This window comes from Brachybacterium timonense (assembly GCF_900258505.1).
Taxonomy (GTDB): domain Bacteria; phylum Actinomycetota; class Actinomycetes; order Actinomycetales; family Dermabacteraceae; genus Brachybacterium; species Brachybacterium timonense.
On the sequence record NZ_LT984895.1, the window covers coordinates 2,587,195 to 2,603,512 of the forward strand.

At 68.5% G+C, this 16,318-nt stretch carries 14 protein-coding genes and 1 tRNA gene; 5 read left to right on the top strand and 10 right to left on the bottom strand.

The window, feature by feature from the left end; all coding sequences use genetic code 11:
* Positions 1–9: 9 nt before the first annotated feature.
* Together secE and C8271_RS11520 are read right to left on the bottom strand one after the other, a co-directional pair.
* Complete coding sequence (gene secE / locus C8271_RS11515) at positions 10–276, bottom strand: preprotein translocase subunit SecE (protein WP_245921116.1); 267 nt, start codon at positions 274–276, stop codon at positions 10–12.
* A gap of 61 nt (positions 277–337) precedes the next feature.
* Positions 338–413: transfer RNA gene (locus C8271_RS11520), tRNA-Trp, on the bottom strand.
* Between the two features lie 459 nt (positions 414–872).
* Between C8271_RS11520 and C8271_RS11525 the strand changes: the two genes are divergently transcribed.
* A complete protein-coding gene (locus tag C8271_RS11525; RefSeq protein ID WP_245921195.1) occupies positions 873–2,057 on the top strand; it encodes a pyridoxal phosphate-dependent aminotransferase in 1,185 nt (394 codons plus the stop codon).
* Complete coding sequence (locus C8271_RS11530; RefSeq protein ID WP_106507409.1) at positions 2,054–3,127, top strand: adenosine deaminase; 1,074 nt, start codon at positions 2,054–2,056, stop codon at positions 3,125–3,127. Before C8271_RS11525 ends, C8271_RS11530 begins: the two co-directional genes overlap by 4 nt.
* Here the strand turns inward: C8271_RS11530 and galK are convergent.
* From galK to C8271_RS11550, 4 genes are all read right to left on the bottom strand, one after another.
* On the bottom strand, positions 3,069–4,316 hold the full coding sequence (gene galK / locus C8271_RS11535) for a galactokinase (protein ID WP_106507410.1): 1,248 nt from the start codon (positions 4,314–4,316) through the stop codon (positions 3,069–3,071). The genes C8271_RS11530 and galK overlap by 59 nt on opposite strands.
* An 80-nt stretch (positions 4,317–4,396) precedes the next feature.
* The gene (locus tag C8271_RS11540; protein ID WP_170957877.1) at positions 4,397–5,578 is read right to left on the bottom strand and encodes a lactonase family protein; all 1,182 of its coding nucleotides are present in this window, start codon (positions 5,576–5,578) and stop codon (positions 4,397–4,399) included.
* Complete coding sequence (locus tag C8271_RS11545; RefSeq protein ID WP_106507412.1) at positions 5,575–7,041, bottom strand: threonine/serine exporter family protein; 1,467 nt, start codon at positions 7,039–7,041, stop codon at positions 5,575–5,577. The genes C8271_RS11540 and C8271_RS11545 overlap by 4 nt, the downstream gene beginning before the upstream one ends.
* Positions 7,042–7,093: 52 nt before the next feature.
* Positions 7,094–7,390 (bottom strand): DUF3017 domain-containing protein, encoded by a 297-nt coding sequence (locus C8271_RS11550; protein ID WP_106507413.1) that lies wholly within the window; start codon positions 7,388–7,390, stop codon positions 7,094–7,096.
* Positions 7,391–7,472: 82 nt separating this feature from the next.
* On the opposite strand from C8271_RS11550, the gene C8271_RS11555 reads away from it, so the two are divergent.
* Complete coding sequence (locus tag C8271_RS11555; RefSeq protein WP_106507414.1) at positions 7,473–8,978, top strand: aspartate ammonia-lyase; 1,506 nt, start codon at positions 7,473–7,475, stop codon at positions 8,976–8,978.
* Between the two features lie 181 nt (positions 8,979–9,159).
* Positions 9,160–10,884 carry a polysaccharide deacetylase family protein gene (locus C8271_RS11560; protein WP_170957878.1) on the top strand — a complete coding sequence of 575 codons (1,725 nt, stop codon included), beginning with the start codon at positions 9,160–9,162 and terminating at the stop codon, positions 10,882–10,884.
* Positions 10,885–10,983: 99 nt separating this feature from the next.
* On the opposite strand, the gene ppk2 is transcribed toward C8271_RS11560, so the two are convergent.
* From ppk2 to purN, 3 genes are all read right to left on the bottom strand, one after another.
* Positions 10,984–11,889: a polyphosphate kinase 2 gene (gene ppk2, locus C8271_RS11565; protein WP_106507416.1), complete on the bottom strand. Its 906-nt coding sequence runs from the start codon at positions 11,887–11,889 to the stop codon at positions 10,984–10,986.
* An 82-nt stretch (positions 11,890–11,971) separates the two neighbouring features.
* Positions 11,972–13,723, bottom strand: coding sequence for a bifunctional phosphoribosylaminoimidazolecarboxamide formyltransferase/IMP cyclohydrolase (gene purH, locus C8271_RS11570; protein ID WP_106507417.1), 1,752 nt, complete (start codon positions 13,721–13,723; stop codon positions 11,972–11,974).
* Positions 13,720–14,325: a phosphoribosylglycinamide formyltransferase gene (gene purN, locus C8271_RS11575; protein ID WP_106507418.1), complete on the bottom strand. Its 606-nt coding sequence runs from the start codon at positions 14,323–14,325 to the stop codon at positions 13,720–13,722. Before purN ends, purH begins: the two co-directional genes overlap by 4 nt.
* Positions 14,326–14,463: 138 nt before the next feature.
* On the opposite strand from purN, the gene C8271_RS11580 reads away from it, so the two are divergent.
* Positions 14,464–14,901: a hypothetical protein gene (locus tag C8271_RS11580; protein WP_106507419.1), complete on the top strand. Its 438-nt coding sequence runs from the start codon at positions 14,464–14,466 to the stop codon at positions 14,899–14,901.
* On the opposite strand, the gene C8271_RS11585 is transcribed toward C8271_RS11580, so the two are convergent.
* The gene (locus tag C8271_RS11585; RefSeq protein WP_106507420.1) at positions 14,879–16,312 is read right to left on the bottom strand and encodes a cell division protein PerM; all 1,434 of its coding nucleotides are present in this window, start codon (positions 16,310–16,312) and stop codon (positions 14,879–14,881) included. The two genes, C8271_RS11580 and C8271_RS11585, sit on opposite strands and share 23 nt — an antisense overlap.
* Positions 16,313–16,318 lie beyond the last annotated feature (6 nt).

Genomic DNA, 16,318 nt, shown 5'->3' on the forward strand with positions numbered 1-16,318 from the left:
GGCGCGGGCTCAGAGCCCGGCGCCCGGATCAACGAACGCGATCTGGGACAGCCAGCCGAAAGCGAAGTCGAGGCCGAAGATGAGGACGATCATGAACGTGACGAACGCGAGAACCGTGATGGAGTACATCACCAGCTCTCGTCGGCTCGGAACAACGACCTTCCTGAGCTCGGCGATGACCTGACGAACGAACAGACCGATGGCCAGGAAGGGGTTGCGCGGCGCCCGGTCGTTGCCGGTCGACGCCGCGGCCGTCGCATCGTGCCTGGAGTTCACGTCTTGACTGTCCGATCTCGTCGTGGTCATCCACGCCCAACGGGAACTCGTCCCGCCGGACTGGCAGGGCAGACAGGACTCGAACCTGCAACCTGCGGTTTTGGAGACCGCTGCGCTACCAATTGCGCCACTGCCCTGTGCGGAAGGGTGCCCTCCCGCGGCCGATCCGAGGCTGTCCCGCCGGGGGCCGGAGGGATGGCTCGGTTTCGGGCCGACGATCAGCATACAAGCCGCACCCCACGGGAGCGAATCTGCCCGCGCTGTATCCGCCCGAGATCACAGCGCGCACCATGCTCACCCACTGCCCCACAGGATCCGACGCCGACGGCCCGTCGTCCCTCACACCGTGTCCGCACGACCGGCAGCACGTCAGACCTCTCACAACAGGGCGCACGCCATGACTGCGGTTGCCGGCGCCGAACCGGAACATCATGCCTCTGGCGACTGGGCGGCGCGTCTGCGACGATGAGCAGGTGAGCACCGATGACGCACGCCCCACCCGCCCTGCCGACTCCACCCCCGCCGATGGCCTTCGCGGCACACCCGAGGACCATACCCGGCACCGCTCGGCGACGCCTGATGCGCCCCGTGAGCGGATCTCCCAGCGGATCGGGGCGATTTCGCCCTCCGCCACCCTGGCGGTGGATGCCACAGCGAAGGCGCTGAAGGCGCAGGGGCGCCCCGTGATCGGTTTCGGAGCGGGCGAGCCCGACTTCCCCACCCCGCCACACATCGTTCAGGCCGCCATCGAGGCCGCGCAGGATCCGGCGATGCACCGCTACTCCCCCGCCGCGGGCCTGCCCGCGCTGCGTGAAGCGATCGCTGACCACGTGGGCCGCACCGATCAGATCGTCCTGGATGCGGCCCAGGTGCTCGTCACCAACGGCGGCAAGCAGGCTGTGTACCAGGCCTTCGCCACACTGTTGGATCCCGGTGATGAGGTCATCCTGCCGGCGCCGTACTGGACCAGCTACCCGGAGGCGATCCGCCTGGCGGGCGCCCGTGAGGTGGAGGTCCTAGCCGGTGCGGATCAGGGCTATCTGCCCACCGTCGCTCAGCTTGAGGCGGCCCGCACCGAGCGCACCCGCGCAATCGTGCTGTGCTCCCCGTCGAACCCGACCGGCGCCGTCATGAGCACCGGCCTGATCGAGCAGGTGGGCCGCTGGGCGCTTGAGCACGGGCTGTGGGTGATCAGTGATGAGATCTACCAGCACCTGGTCTACGACGGCACTGACTTCACCTCTGTGCTGCAGGCTGTTCCGGAGCTCGCGCAGACCACGGTGCTGCTCGGTGGCGTCGCGAAGACCTTCGCGATGACCGGCTGGCGCGTGGGGTGGATGATCGGCCCGGCCGACGTGGTCAAGGCCGCCACCAACCTCCAGTCCCACCTGACGTCGAATGTGTGCAACGTGGCGCAGCGCGCCGCGATCGCAGCGCTCACCGGCCCCATTGAGCCGATCGAGCAGATGCGTGAGGCGTTCGATCGGCGCCGCCGCACCATCGTGGAGAAGCTCTCGGCTGTGCCCGGCTTCGAGGTTCCCACGCCGACGGGTGCGTTCTACGCGTTCCCGGATGTGCGCGGTGCACTCGGGCGAGAGATCCGCTCGCGCCGCGTCGAGACTTCGACGGATCTGGCCACGGTGATCCTCGAAGAGGCTGAGGTCGCCGCAGTTCCGGGTGAAGCGTTCGGCGCTCCCGGCCATCTGCGGTTCTCCTACGCACTGGGTGATGCGGAGCTCGCAGAGGGCATCGACCGCGTGATCGCGCTGCTGTCCGAATGACCAACCCCCCGCCCGAGGGGCGCCGTGATCTGCGTGCCCTCCCCAAAGCGCATCTGCACCTGCACTTCACTGGGTCGATGCGGCCCCGCACACTGCTGGAGATGGCCCAGCAGCGCAGAATCCGGTTGCCGCGGGGCCTCACCGATGGCGTCGGCCTGCAGGTGGAGCCCACGCAGCGCGGCTGGTTCCGCTTCCAGAGGCTGTACGACGCAGCACGCGCCGTGGTGGACAGTGAAGCGGCGATGCGGCGCATCATCCGTGAGGCAGCGGAGGATGACGCCGCGGAAGGCTCGGGGCGGCTCGAGCTGCAGGTGGACCCCACCAGCTATGCCCCGCACGTGGGTGGCCTCACGCCTGCCCTCGAGATCGTGCTGGATGAGGCGGAGGCGTCCGAGCGTGCCACTGGGGTGAGCGTGGGCATCATCGTCGCTGCCTCGCGCACACGTCACCCGCTGGATGCACGCACGCTGGCGCGGCTTGCCGCACGGCATGCCGGGCGAGTGATCGGCTTTGGCCTGTCCAATGACGAGCGCCGCGGTGACACGACCGCCTTCGCGCCCGCGTTCCGCATCGCGCAGAACGCCGGACTCGCGTCCGTGCCGCACGGTGGTGAACTGCTGGGCCCGGACCATGTGCACAACGTGGTGACGTCGCTGCATCCGGACCGGCTGGGGCACGGGGTGCGCTGCGTAGAGGATCCCCGATTGCTGGAGCAGATCGTTGACTCGGGCATCGGTCTGGAAGTGTGCCCGGCGTCGAACGCGTCGCTGGGCGTCTACGCAGAGGCCACCGATGTGCCGCTGCGCGCCCTCACTGATGCCGGGGCCGCGGTCGCACTCGGCGCAGATGACCCGCTGCTGTTCGGCTCGCGCCTGCTGGAGCAGTATGAGACGGCGCGCATCATGGGTTTCAGCGATACCGAGCTCGCCGCGCTCGCAGCAAGCTCGATCCGCCTCTCCCGCGCTCCCGAGGACGTCACCGCCCGCCTCCTGGCAGGGGTGGAGGACTGGCTCAGCGGTCCTGCCCTGCTCCCTCCTCCGGAAGAGCAAGGAAGAACTGCGCAGCGGTGAATCCGTGCTCGGCGAAGGCCGACGCGATCGCCTGCGCCACCTGCTGCGCGGCATCCGCCTCGATCAGCGCGATGGTGGAGCCACCGAAGCCGCCGCCGGTCATCCGCGCACCGTACGCACCGGCAGCACGGGCCGTGTCCACGGCGACGTCAAGCGGCGCAACGGTCACCTCGTAGTCGTCGCGCAGCGAGTCATGGGAGGCGTTCAGCAGGGCCCCGAGCTCGTCCACGTGCTCACGCACCGTGCCTGCGGCCAGCAGGTCGTCGAATCGCCGCACTCGATGGATCTCGGTGATGATGTGGTGGGCTCGGCGGCGCACGACCTCGTCCTCGATCCCGTCGAGCCGGGCGAGGGCCTGCTCCTCTCCGAGGTCGGCGAGGTCGCGCAGGGTCGGCACGTCCAGAGTGCGAGCGGCGGTCTCGCTGTCGGCACGGCGCGCGGCGTACTCGCCGTCCACATGGGAGTGCTCGGCGCGGGTGTCGGTGATGAGCAGGGCGAGGTCCTGAGAGGCGAGATCCCACGGCACCGGACGGGTGGAGAAGTCGCGGCAGTCCAGGAACAGGGCATGGCCCTCGCGTGAGAGCACGGACGCGGACTGGTCCAGCCCACCGGTCGAGGCGCCGGCGAAATCGGTCTCCGCGCTGATGGCAGCTTTGACGCGTTCAAGCGGCGTGGTGCCCAGCGACAGCAGCGACTCCATGGCCTCAGCGGCGGCGCATTCGAGTGCCGCCGAGCTGGACAGTCCCGAGCCGAGCGGCACCTGTCCGTCGATCAGCAGGTCCATGCCCTGCGTGGTGGAGCCGGAGATGAACGGGCGCAGCGCCCACAAGACACCAGCGACGTACGCGGGCCAGCCCGTCACGTTCTCTGGTGACAGGTCATGGGAGTCGATCTCGAGCACCTGCTCGCTCTGCGCGGAACGCAGCCGCAGCAGATTCATAGGGGTGCGGGCCGCAGCCACGAAACAGCGGTGCGAAATAGCCATCGGCAGGCACAGGCCGTCCTGATAATCGACATGCTCACCAATGATGTTCACGCGACCCGGCGCGGACCAGACACCGTCGGGCTCATAGCCGTACGCGTCAACGAACAGGTCGCGTGCACGCTGGGCTGCGGCCTCCCGCTCAGGGGCCTGTGACAGGGCGACCTGGTCAGAATCGGTGGGCTGCCCGGCGGCGGTGGAGCTCATGAGGGTCCTTCCGTGAGGGGACGCGCTCACCTGCCCCGGTGCCCGGGTGGGGCGAGCACGGTGCTGTGCGGTCCTTGATTCTATCCACGGCCCCCGGCATCCCGGGCAGGACGCGGGGCGATGCAGGTGACGGAAGCTGAGGAGAACGGTGCGCCCGCTGTACCCAGACCGTCGGTATCACAGCGCAGAACGGTGATCACGTCGGCTTCCTGCGCCGCGACGAGCACCAGATCTCCACACACCGTGAAGTGCCGAGGGTGCGCGCCCACTGCCGCCTCCTCGAGCACGCGGATCCGCGATCCGTGCTGTGTCAGCGGTTCGTACGGGCAGCGCACGAGGGTGTCGGGGCCGCGCCTGGCCATGAGCATGGTGCCGGGCTCGGGGCCGAGCGCGATATGGGATGGCGCGTCCTGCCCGTCGGCCGGTGCACCCCCGGGGACCTGCTCGGTCAGTTCCCAGCCGGGTTCCGCATCGGTCGGGTGGAACAGCGCGATAGTGCCGTTCAGTTCGCAGGCCACGAGCAGCTCGCCGCTGCCAGGCACCTGCACCAGGTGTCGCGGCCCGGAGCCGACGGGGAGGTTCAGGCGGCCCGCAGGGATGGGAACACCGCGAGGGTCCTGCCGGAACAGATCAATGCGGTCGAGCCCGAGGTCCGGGACGGCCAGCAGGCGGGTTCCATCCGGTCGGCGTACGTGCACGATCTGATGCGGGTGTGCCTGCCGCGTCGCAGCGTCCGCATCGGCATCGGCGTCTCCCGCCTCGGCCACGTCGCTCGCGGACGCCGACGACACCTGCGGACGGTGGTCGATCGTCTCCACCGGCGCCCCGTCGGCGCCGAGCCGGACGGTTTCCACGGCACCGGAGCCGTAATGCGCCACCAGCACGGTGCCCGGTGTGAGGCCGTGCTCGAGGTGACACGCACCGGAGCCGACCAGGTCCAGATCACCGATGAGCTGGAGCTCACCGCCGCTCGGATCGACCGCAATGGCGAGCAGATGCGACGGAGAGGTCTCGGTCACCGCGAGGAGCACACGAGCGTCGTGGCTCCACAGCACGAAGCTGGGGTCGGCCGCTTCGAAGCTGCCGCGGCGTTCACACGACGTGCCGGTCAGGGCGAGTATCTCCACCCCAACGCCGCGGCCCGTCCCGGTGCGCGAGTAGCAGCCGGTGGCCAGCAGCAGCGGCGTGTCGGACGCGAGGTCGCTGCTGGCATTGAGATCTGTGGCGGAACGCTGACTGGCGGTCGTCGTCTGAGCGGTCACGGTGTCTCCTGCGGCGGATCGGTGCGAGCACTGGGAACGCTGTCGAATCGTTCGAGCTCTTCCAACATCTCCGGGGTGAGCGCCGCCATCTCAGCGGTCATCGTGGACGGCTCGATCACACCGATCCCGCGTCGTCGGCGCTGCCGGGAGATCGTGGCGCGACGGCGGCGCGGCGTGGTGAACGGTGTGGTGATCACCGGGGTGTAGATGATGCCGGTGCGGCGGGTGCGGCGGATGACGCGGGAGATGAGCAGCTGGCCCAGCACAGCGCCAGCCGCGATAGCAACTGCGATCTCCGCGGCAGAGAACAGTTCGAAACCGCCGCTGACCACGTCATCCCCGAGCGCCAGCAGACCCCGGTAGATGCGGGACCCCGGAACCAGCGGGATCACGCCGCCCATCACGAACATGAGCGCGGGTGCACGGAACCGATCGGCCAGCAGCACCGACACAGCGCCGATGATGAACGCGGTGATGCCCACAGCCCAGACGCGCTCAATCAGCAGACCGCTCAGCAGATGACTCAGCACCGAGGACAGCAGCGCGATCGCTGCCATCCACACGAGATGGCGTGCCGGCGACTGGGCGCCGATGGCGTAGCCGATGCCGATCGCGCCACCGGAGACACCCAGCACCACCACGGAGACGAGTGAGACAGGCATGGCGGCGGAGACGGCGATGTCCACACCGACGGCGTCGGCCAACAACAGGCCACCGCGCACGCCCACCACGAGACCGACCGTGAGCATGATCGTCTCCAGCACCCGTCCCGCCGCTGTGATGTACCACCCGGTGATCGCGTCCTGCATCGCGCCGATCGAGGTCAGGCCCGCGAGCATCACGATGATGCAAGCCACCACCACGATGGACGAGTTCACGGTCGGGTCGATCCGCCCCACCACTATGGCGCTCAGCACCGCCACGAAACCGGCGGTTGCCTGGGTGTAGAACAGCGGGATCTGGCGCTTGCCGAACAGGTCGGCGATGCACAGCAGCAGGCCGCTCACGATCGCCGCGGCGATCATCACGAGGGTTCCGGCGCCCAGGCCGAGCGCTGCACCACCGCCCACGACCGCGTACCCCGCACAGACCATCGGCAGGCTGTACAGCGGCTTGGACTGTGGGATCTGTTCGACGCGACGGCGCGCCTCAGCAAGGTCGAGCTCGCCCTCGACGTAGCCGATCGTGACCTTCTCGAAGGCGTCCAGGCGGGCGAAGTCCTGCACACGATCGCTGGCCGCACGGATCCTCGTGAACGGTGAGGAGGTCTCGTCGGCCAGATAGGAGATGGCGACCTCGTCGAAGGTGACCTGCACGGACACATTGCGCAGGCCGGATGAGCTGGTGACCCGCAGCATCGTGGCCGTGACCTCGGAAGCGGCGGCGCCGTTGGTGAGCATGCCTTCGCCGATCCTCATGGCGAGGTCGAACACGTCATGCAGTCGCGCGATGTCGGTGGGCACGGAGCAGATCGTGTCACACGCCCGGGGTCGGCGACCACGCCCGCCGGGCAGGTCAGAGGTTCGGCGTTCCGGCCAGGAGTGCCAGCCCCACGGCGAGCGCGAGCAGGACGCTGGCATCCACGGCTCGTGAGCGGACCGCCAATGCTCCGACGGCCTGCACCGGCAGCATGATCCTGGCCAGCGCGAGCAGCGTCAGCAGGAAGGCCAGCATCACACCGGCCAGCGGTACATGCCCCATTGCGCCCACCACCACGATCACGCCGAGCGCCACGAGCGCGACCGTGAGCACCCGCTGGCGCCGGAGGGCACCGCGCAGGGATCGAGGGGACGGGGCAACCACGTTCGCCATCGTACGGTCCCCCGGCGCATGCCGTCGGCGCTACCCTGGGTGGCGGCAGAGTCGCCGCACCCGTTCCAGGAGGATTCCCCCTATGACCGCCGCCACAGACCGAGCTTTTCGCGTTGAGAAGGACCTGTTGGGACAGCGGGAGGTTCCCGCGGAGGCCTATTACGGGATCCAGACGCTGCGGGCGACTGAGAATTTTCACATCACCGGCGTGCCGGTGAGCCACTTTCCGAAACTGATCGTGGCGCTCGCCCAGGTGAAGCGGGCTGCGGCGCGGGCGAACCGGCAGCTCGGCACGCTGGATGCGGAGCGGGCGCAGGCGATCGAGCAGGCGTGCGCGGAGATCGTTGACGGCGCCCTGCACGAGCATTTCGTGGTGGACATGATCCAGGGCGGTGCCGGTACGAGCACCAACATGAACGCCAATGAGGTGATCGCGAACCGGGCGCTGGAGATCCTGGGGCACAGCCGCGGTGAGTACACGCATCTGCATCCGAACAATCACGTGAACCTGGGCCAGTCCACGAACGATGTCTATCCGACGGCGGTGCGGCTGGCGATGCTGCTGTCCTTCCCCGATCTCACGGGGGCGATGGACACGCTGATCGCGGAGCTGCGCGCCAAGGGGGCGGAGTTCGCGGATGTGCTGAAGGTGGGCCGCACCCAGATGCAGGATGCGGTCCCGATGACGCTGGGCCAGGAGTTCCACGGCTGGGCCACGACGATCGCGGAGGACGTCGAGCGTCTCACCCGGACGGCGCGGCTGTTCCGCGAGGTGAACCTGGGGGCGACGGCGATCGGCACGGGCATCACCTCGGACCCGCGGTACGCGAAGCTCGCGGTGCACGAGTTGGCTGAGCTGACATCGATCCCGTTCCGTGTCTCCGCAGATCTGGTGGAGGCGACCAGCGATACGGGTGCTTTCGTCACGTTCTCCGGTGTGCTCAAGCGGATCGCGGTGAAGATCTCGAAGGTGTGCAACGACCTGCGGTTGCTGTCGTCGGGGCCGCGCACGGGATTCGCGGAGATCACGCTGCCTGCGGTGCAGCCGGGCAGCTCGGTGATGCCGGGGAAGGTGAACCCGGTGATCCCGGAGGTTGTGAACCAGGTGGCGTTCGAGGTGATCGGTAATGATCTGACCGTGACCTTCGCCGCGGAAGGCGGTCAGCTGCAGCTGAATGCTTTCGAGCCGGTGATCTGCTTCAACATCCTGGAGTCCACGCGGATCATGACGCGGGCGATGACCACGCTGTCCGAGCGCTGCATCACGGGGATCACGGCGAACACCGAGATGCTGGATGACTATGTGCATCGCTCGATCGGCGTGATCACCGCGCTGGTTCCGGTGATCGGGTATGGGCCGTCCACGGAGATCGCGCAGGAGGCATTGCGCACGGGCCGCCCTGTCAAGGAGCTGGTGCTCGAGCGGGGTCTGCTGGATGAGGCACGGCTTGAGGGGCTACTCTCCCCCGCCGCCCTGACGCGTCCGGTGCGGCCGACGGCGACGGGCACCATCCCGGTGCTGCCTGAGGGCGAGGAGACACGGACGGTAGAGCCTGCGCTGCGTTCGGTGGACGACACCGACTACTGAGAGTCACGCCTGGCTGCGCTCCTCTCCTCACGCTGATCGCCCTCGGCGGCGGTGCGACGCGTCGTGTCTCACCGTGCGCACAACACTGACGGTCGCTTCCGGGTGTCGTGCAGAGAATCGTTCTATCGTGGCCCTCGGGGCACGGCGGATGCCGTGCTGTTGGAGAGGAGCGCGTTCCGGCATGCGGCAGCATCGACTCGCACACGGGCATCGGAAGAATCAGATCGACGGGGGCATCAGCGTCGAGCAGCAGAGTCCCGAGCACGCGGACGGCGATGTCTCACGCCGCGGCATGCTCCACCTGGGTGCGGTCGGCGCCGTCATCGGCGGCGGGATGCTCACTGCCTGCACCGACGGTGGGACGTCCGCGGATCCCTCCGCTGGATCGGATCAGGGTGGCGACGCCTCGCAAGCGCCGGAGCCGAAGACGCCCGCGCAGCTCGCTCGTGAGGCCGTCGCCGCGTTGCCGACGCACGATGATCTGGTCGGTGACCTCACCGCGCTCGATCTGAGCGGCGCCACCGGAGCGCAGATCACACTGCAGCACTCCGCCGCGCTCACCGCGCTGTCCACCGCGCTGGATGTCGCGGTGACGAAGATCCTGCGCGAGAGCAGCCTGCGTGAGGAGGAGCCGCCGCAGATCGCCTCGCGGGTCTTTGCGGCAGGCCCCGAGCTCGTGGGCTCGGTGCTCGATGTGACCGACGGTGAAGGCACCTGGGCGGCCACCCTCTGGCACCTGTGCGACGAGGACTGCGTGGTGACCTCACCCGCTCTGATCGGTGCTTCCGCGTGGTCCGACTTCACCGAGCAGGTGCGCACTGCGCTCGGTGAGGTCGAGGGCGCCGATGCTGACAAAACTGTGGAGCAGATGGCCGAGCAGCCGCGTCCCTGGGGCAACGGCCCGGCCATCATTCCGACCGCCGAGGGCAGCGCTCAGGTGCTCTTCTCCTCAGCTCCCCTGGCTGATGCTCCGGGCGAGCTGCTCGTCGAGATTCCTGCAGAGCAGATGACCGAGCTGTGGTCCGCGATCGGTCAGCGGGCGGTGGATGCGGTGGCGTCCCCGGCGGCGGTTGATCTCGAGGCTGCGTCGGCGGCGCATCGACCGGTGAAGCGCTCTGCCCGCTCACAGCTGGAGGTGGATGGCGATTCGTCGGCTGCACCGCGCCAGAGCGAGGGGCCTGGCCCGCGCACGCAGCTTGCGCCGCTTGCCGAGGAGGGGAAGCCGCCGTCGGCGGTGGCGGCTCCGGATGCCCGCGCGCTGCGCACGGTGGCGCTGACCTTCGATGATGGCCCGGCCGGGGACCTCAATACGGTGCTGCGCGAGCATCTGGCAAAACATGGCGCCGCCGCGACGTTCTTCATGATCGGGCAGAGCGCCGAGGCTGATCCGGACACGGTGCGGAAGACCGCCACAGCAGGCCACGAGATCGGTGGACACAGCTGGTCCCATCCGGATCTCACACGGGTCTCCGACCAGAAGCTCGCCAGCCAGTTCGACCGCACCGCCGAGATTCTCACCGAGCTCACCGGCAGGGCTCCCCTGCTGATGCGCCCACCGTACGGTGCCGTCAACAAGCGCGTCGAGCAGGCAGCCAGCGATCGCCAGGAGGGCGTGCAGCTGTGGAGTGTCGACTCGCTGGACTGGAAGCTGCGCGACGTGCAGAAGAACCTCGACACGATCACCTCGACCTGCAGCCGCGGCAGCGTCGTGCTCATGCACGAGATCCATCAGGCATCGGTGGACACAGTGCCGCAGCTGCTGGAGTGGTTCACCTCCGGCGAGTACACGCTGGTGACCTGCTCAGAGATGGATCTGAACCGGCTGATGCCCGCTGAGCCCGAGGGCGATCAGCAGGGGCAGGACGGCGCTTCGGCAAGCGACGGCGGCGGCGAGACCGGGCAGTGACCTGGGCGCGGCCGTTCCGGTCGCGCCGATGCGGCGAACGCTCGCCGCACTGAGTACCACCGGCCCCCACGGCATGCGCGTGCCGTGGGGGCCGACGACTCACTCGTCGGCTTCCTCCTGTTTGCCACGCATCACGAGCTTCGGGTCTGGAGTGCCCACGACCTCGGGGTTCTTTCCCTCGTACTCGAACTGAGAGAGGAAGAAGCGCATCGCGTTGATACGAGCGCGCTTCTTATCGTTGGAGCGGATGATGGTCCACGGCGCGAACTTCTTGTCCGTGCGGCGGAACATCTCCTCTTTCGCCTCGGTGTACGCATCCCACCGGTCCAGGGACTCCAGGTCCATCGGTGAGAGCTTCCAGCGGCGCACAGGATCCAGCTGACGGATCGCGAAACGGGTGCGCTGCTCCTTCTGAGACACGGAGAACCAGAACTTCGTGACGTGGATGCCGGAGTCCACCAGCATCCGCTCGAAGTGCGGCACCTGAGCCATGAACGTCTCGTACTGCTCGGGAGTGGCGAAACCCATCACGCGCTCAACCCCGGCACGGTTGTACCATGAGCGGTCGAACAGCACCATCTCGCCGGCGGTCGGCAAGTGCTGGACGTAGCGCTGGAAGTACCACTGGCCGCGTTCACGGTCGCTGGGTTTGTTCAGCGCAACCACCCGGGCGGTGCGGGGGTTCAGGTGTTCCGTGAAGCGTTTGATGGTGCCGCCCTTCCCGGCGGCGTCGCGACCCTCGAAGATGATGATCGCCTTCTGCTCGTTGTCCTCGAGCCAGTACTGGAACTTCAGCAGCTCGACCTGCAGCTTGTACTTCTCGATCTCGTACACCTCGCGGTCCATCCGCGTCTCGTACGGGTAGCCCTGCTGCCAGGTGTAGACCGGGTTGCCCTGCGGGTCGATGAGGTCCGGGTCCGGTGTGTGACCGTCCTGGACTGTGTAGCCCTCTTCACGCAGGTGCTCGATGTATTCCCGCAGCGACTGGTTGTCGGGGATCTTCACGGACGCACTCTCCTTCAGGCCAGACTCATGATGAGGCCAAGCCTACGCGCCGTGGGTGCACAGAGCGGGTCCGCGTCGCGACTCAATGCGCGAAATGGCGCGTTCCGGTGAGGTACAGCGTCACGCCCGCCTGCTCGCACGCGGCGATCACCTCGTCGTCGCGGATGGATCCACCGGGCTGCACGATCGCGCGCACGCCCGCGTCCAGGAGGATCTGGACGCCGTCGGCGAAGGGGAAGAAGGCGTCGGAGGCCGCGACCGCGCCGCGGGCTCGCTCCGGCGCCACCTCTCCTTCTGCGTGCTCGCCGAGGGTGTTGGCACGGCTAACGGCCAAGCGGCAGGAGTCCAGGCGGTTCACCTGCCCCATGCCGATGCCCACGGCGGCGCCGTCGGCGGCAAGCAGGATCGCGTTGGACTTCACGGCTCGCACGCATCGCCAGGCGAACTCGAGGTCACGCAGCGTGGCGTCGTCCGCTGCGTCGCCGGCGGCGAGTCTCCAGCCGGTCACGGCATCGCCGTCGGCGTCGATCCGGTCTCGTTCCTGCACGAGGCTCCCACCCCAGATCTCGCGGCTCTCGACGGCGTCCAGGTCCCGCGGTGTGCCGCTGATCTGGAGAATGCGCAGGTTCTTCTTGGTGCGCAGCAGCTCCAGGGCATCCTCGTCGTAGCCGGGGGCGACGATAACTTCGGTGAAGATCGGCTTGACCTGCTGGGCCATGGCAAGCGTGACGGGGCGGTTCGCGGCGATCACGCCGCCGTAGGCGGACAGCGGATCGGTGCCGTGCGCCTTGGCGTGAGCGATGGCCAGGTCCTCACCGTCGGCGGCGATCGCGATACCGCAGGGGTTGTTGTGTTTGATGACGGCCACGCACGGCGCGGTGTGGTCGTAGGCGGCGCGCAGCGCGGCGTCAGCATCGACGTAGTTGTTGTAGCTCATGGGTTTGCCGCCCAGCAGGTCAGCGGCAGCCAGGGAGCCGTCGTTCGTCGGCTGCCCCTGGAGGTAGGCGCGCTGATGAGAGTTCTCGCCGTATCGCAGGAAGGAGATGCCCAGCGACTGCGCCTGCTCATCATCCATAGCGAACGTCCGGTCGGTCATCTCACGTTCGAAGGCAAGGCGGTCAGACTCGAACAGCTCCAGCAGACGGTCCTCGTCATCCAGCTCAGCGGCGGCCTGCTCGCTCGGCACGTCCATCGGGGTCAGGCCGAGGTCTTCGACGTCCTGCTCGGCCTGCTCGCAGAACCACTCGTCGATGGCGAGGTCGTAGGCGGCAATGCGCGTGAACGCGAGGGAGGCGAAGGCACGACGCTCCGCGATAGTGAAGCCACCGCGCGCCGCGGCCTGTGCGGCATAGGCGTAGTGCGAGGCCTCGACCACCACGCCGCAGGACGCGTGGTTCTTCGCGGCCGAGCGCACCATGGCGGGGCCGCCGATATCGATCTTCTCGATGATGTCCTGAACGCTGCCACCGGCGGCAACGGTCTCCTCGAAGGGGTAGAGGTTCACGACGACGAGATCGACTGCGGCGATGCCGTGCTCGGCAAGCTGCGCGCGGTGAGATTCCAGTCGCTGGTCAGCGAGGATGCCGCCGTGGATATGGGGGTGGAGGGTCTTCACGCGCCCGTCAAGCATCTCCGGGAACTCGGTGACGGCATCGACGGGTGTGACCGGGATGCCGGCCTGCGCGATGGTCGATGCGGTGGAGCCGGTGGAGACGATCTCGCACCCGTTCTCGTGGAGTGCGCGGGCGAGGTCAACGATGCCGGTCTTGTCGTAGACGGACAGCAGGGCGCGGCGGAACGGGCGACGGTCCGATCCGGTATCTGCACTGGTCATAACGGGTCTCCTTCGGCGGGCGGGGTGGGGGAAGTCAGGTGACGCACAACGTCCACGAGCATGGGCTGTTCGATCTGCTTGATGCGCTCGTGCAGGCTCGCTTCGGTGTCGTCATCGAGCACCTCGACGGCGCGTTGAGCAAGGATCCGGCCGGTGTCGACTCCGGCATCGACCTCGATGACGCTCGCGCCGGTGACTTTCACACCATGGGCGAGGGCGTCGCGCACACCGTGAGCACCCGGGAATGAGGGCAGCAGGGCGGGGTGCGTGTTGATCATGCGGCCACCGAAAGCCTCGAGCATCGCGGGCCCCACCAGGCGCATGAACCCGGCGAGCACAACCAGCGCCGGGTCGAATCCACCGACGGTGCTCGCGAGCTGTGCATCCCAGGCAGCGCGGTCGGGATGGTCCCTCAGGCGGACAACGGCCGTGGGCACACCAGCGCGGCGCGCATGGTCCAGTCCGGGGGCGTCGACGTCGGCGATAGCGGCGACGATCTGGAACGGCGAGTCAGGCTCGGCGTGGGCGCGCAGCAGGGCCGCGAGGGTAGAGCCGCCTCCGGACAGGAGGACAACGACACGAGCGGGGGTGGTGGAGTGCACGTGGCCAGGCTAGTCCAGGGCAGCGGGCGCCTCTTCACGCGTGTCGGCCCGGCGAGTCCGAGCGGGCGTTGCGTCGGCTCCCCGCTGCGGTGCAGCGTGCGCAGTCGATCCCCAGCGGGGACCGGGCACAATGGTGGGGTGAGCGACGAGCAGAACACGCAGGACACCAGCCCCCGTCCCAACGGCCCCGAGAACACACGCCAGTACAGATCACGGCGCACTCTCGCGGCGCTGACGGTGATGCTCCTGGTGTCCGGGATGCTGATGCTGTCGCCGCTGCCGCTCTCGCTGCTGTCCGGCGTGACCGGTCTGATCGCCGCGCTGCTGCTCGTGCTCGTGGTGGTGCAGACGGTGCGGGATGGCCGACGCAGCTCTGCGGTGATCACAGCCGCGTTCGGTCTGCCGGCGGTGGCCATGATCGTGCTCGGCGCTGCAGCCTCAGCCGTGTTCTATGGGCCGCTGAAGGATGTGCAGGACTGTCAGCGCGTGGCGATCACGGAGCGGGCACGCACCGAATGCGCCCAGGTGGCCGAGGATTCGTCGGTGGCCTGGTTCAGTTCTCTGTTCGGTTCGTGATCTGGTCGGCGACTGCGGCGGGTTCCTCGTCGGCGGCACCCGTGTCAGCTGCGTCGTCGGCTTCCGCGGCGCTGGCATCGTCTGTGTCCGAATCGTCGGGCTCAGTGTCGCCCTGACTGCGCGGTTCGGCGGCGCTCGCGCCGTGTCGCGCTTCCTCTGATTCGATGCGGCGGCGTACGTCGGCCGCGGCAGCGCGGGCTCGCTGCGGCAATGGTGAGGCCAGAACGACCAGCACCGCGCCGGTAGCCAGCACTGCCTCGCCCAGCAGCGGCAGGATCAGCGAGGCGATGTCAGGCCCGAGCCGTTCGAGCCGGCCGGTGCCCAGTGACCCGGTGGCGAGCCCCGCGAGCAGCACCGTGGCAACCACCACGAGCAGCGGATGCGCCACCCAGGCCGCGATTCGCTGCTTGCGAGGCAGCTGCGCGACATCACGGACAAGGCGTACCGCCCCGAGCGCCACAGCAGCCGCTGGCAGCAGCACGAGCAGCCAGAGTGCATCCGGCGCCTGACCTGGCTGCGGCAGCGCACCGAGAAGCGGGAGTGCGGGCAGCAGACCGCCCTGCGCACCGCCGAGGGAGTATGCGGTGCCTGTCCCCAGCGTGACCTGAGCGCCGATGAGCACCGCGAGCGCCCACACAGCGAACAGCGGCAGGAGCGCAAGGTGCAGAAGAGTCAGCACGATTCCGCCGACGATGCCGGGTCGCAGATCATCCATCAGTGCGGCTTCGGCACGGATCCCCACCAGAACCATGACCGATGCTGCGGCCATGCCCAGCGCGAGCAGACTCAGCATCGTGATCGATACCGAGCGCGCGAGCGCACCGTAGGGCTCGGGCAGCAGATCGAGTATCCGCGCATCGGAGGCCACCGCTCGGACCTGGGCGCGCACCGCCCAGATCTGGCCGGCCAGGCCACCCAGGAGTGCGATGAGTGCGCCGGAGACCACCGCAGACAGCACCACGGGGCTGGAGTCGGGGCTGCGTCCCAGAGCCGCCAGCAGCCCGGTGCCGATCGCGAAGGTGACGGTCAGAGCCCCTAGGGCTGCGCCGCTGTCGCGGAGGGCGGCGGGCCTCAGACCGCCGTCGTCCTCCACGGGATCCAGCAGCACCATGGCGCGGCGCATGCTGAGCGCCACCACCATGATCAGCAGCAGGGTGAGGCCGAGCGGGGTGAGGTTCGTGGCGCCCTCGATTGCGCCCGTGTGCAGCATGATGCCGCCGCCCAAGCCCAGCACCAGGATGTTCAGGGCGATGAGAATCGCGTCGAGCGCCGTGGCCGTGGATCGCTCGGCGACGAGCTGAGCGGCGAGCGCCGTCACCGCGACGATGGCGATCGCGGTCAGCAGAGCCCCCAGCGCAGCAAGGACTCCACGCAGGAGCGGGGTGGCGATGCTCTCGCCGCTGCTGCTCACTCGATC

Bases quoted from the DNA above. Each gene is read 5' to 3' on its own strand.
- C8271_RS11530 (WP_106507409.1), top strand. From the start codon at position 2,054: ATGACCAACCCCCCGCCCGAGGGGCGCCGTGATCTGCGTGCCCTCCCC.
- galK (WP_106507410.1), bottom strand. From the start codon at position 4,316: ATGAGCTCCACCGCCGCCGGGCAGCCCACCGATTCTGACCAGGTCGCC.
- C8271_RS11550 (WP_106507413.1), bottom strand. From the start codon at position 7,390: ATGGCGAACGTGGTTGCCCCGTCCCCTCGATCCCTGCGCGGTGCCCTC.
- C8271_RS11555 (WP_106507414.1), top strand. From the start codon at position 7,473: ATGACCGCCGCCACAGACCGAGCTTTTCGCGTTGAGAAGGACCTGTTG.
- C8271_RS11560 (WP_170957878.1), top strand. From the start codon at position 9,160: ATGCGGCAGCATCGACTCGCACACGGGCATCGGAAGAATCAGATCGAC.
- purH (WP_106507417.1), bottom strand. From the start codon at position 13,723: ATGACCAGTGCAGATACCGGATCGGACCGTCGCCCGTTCCGCCGCGCC.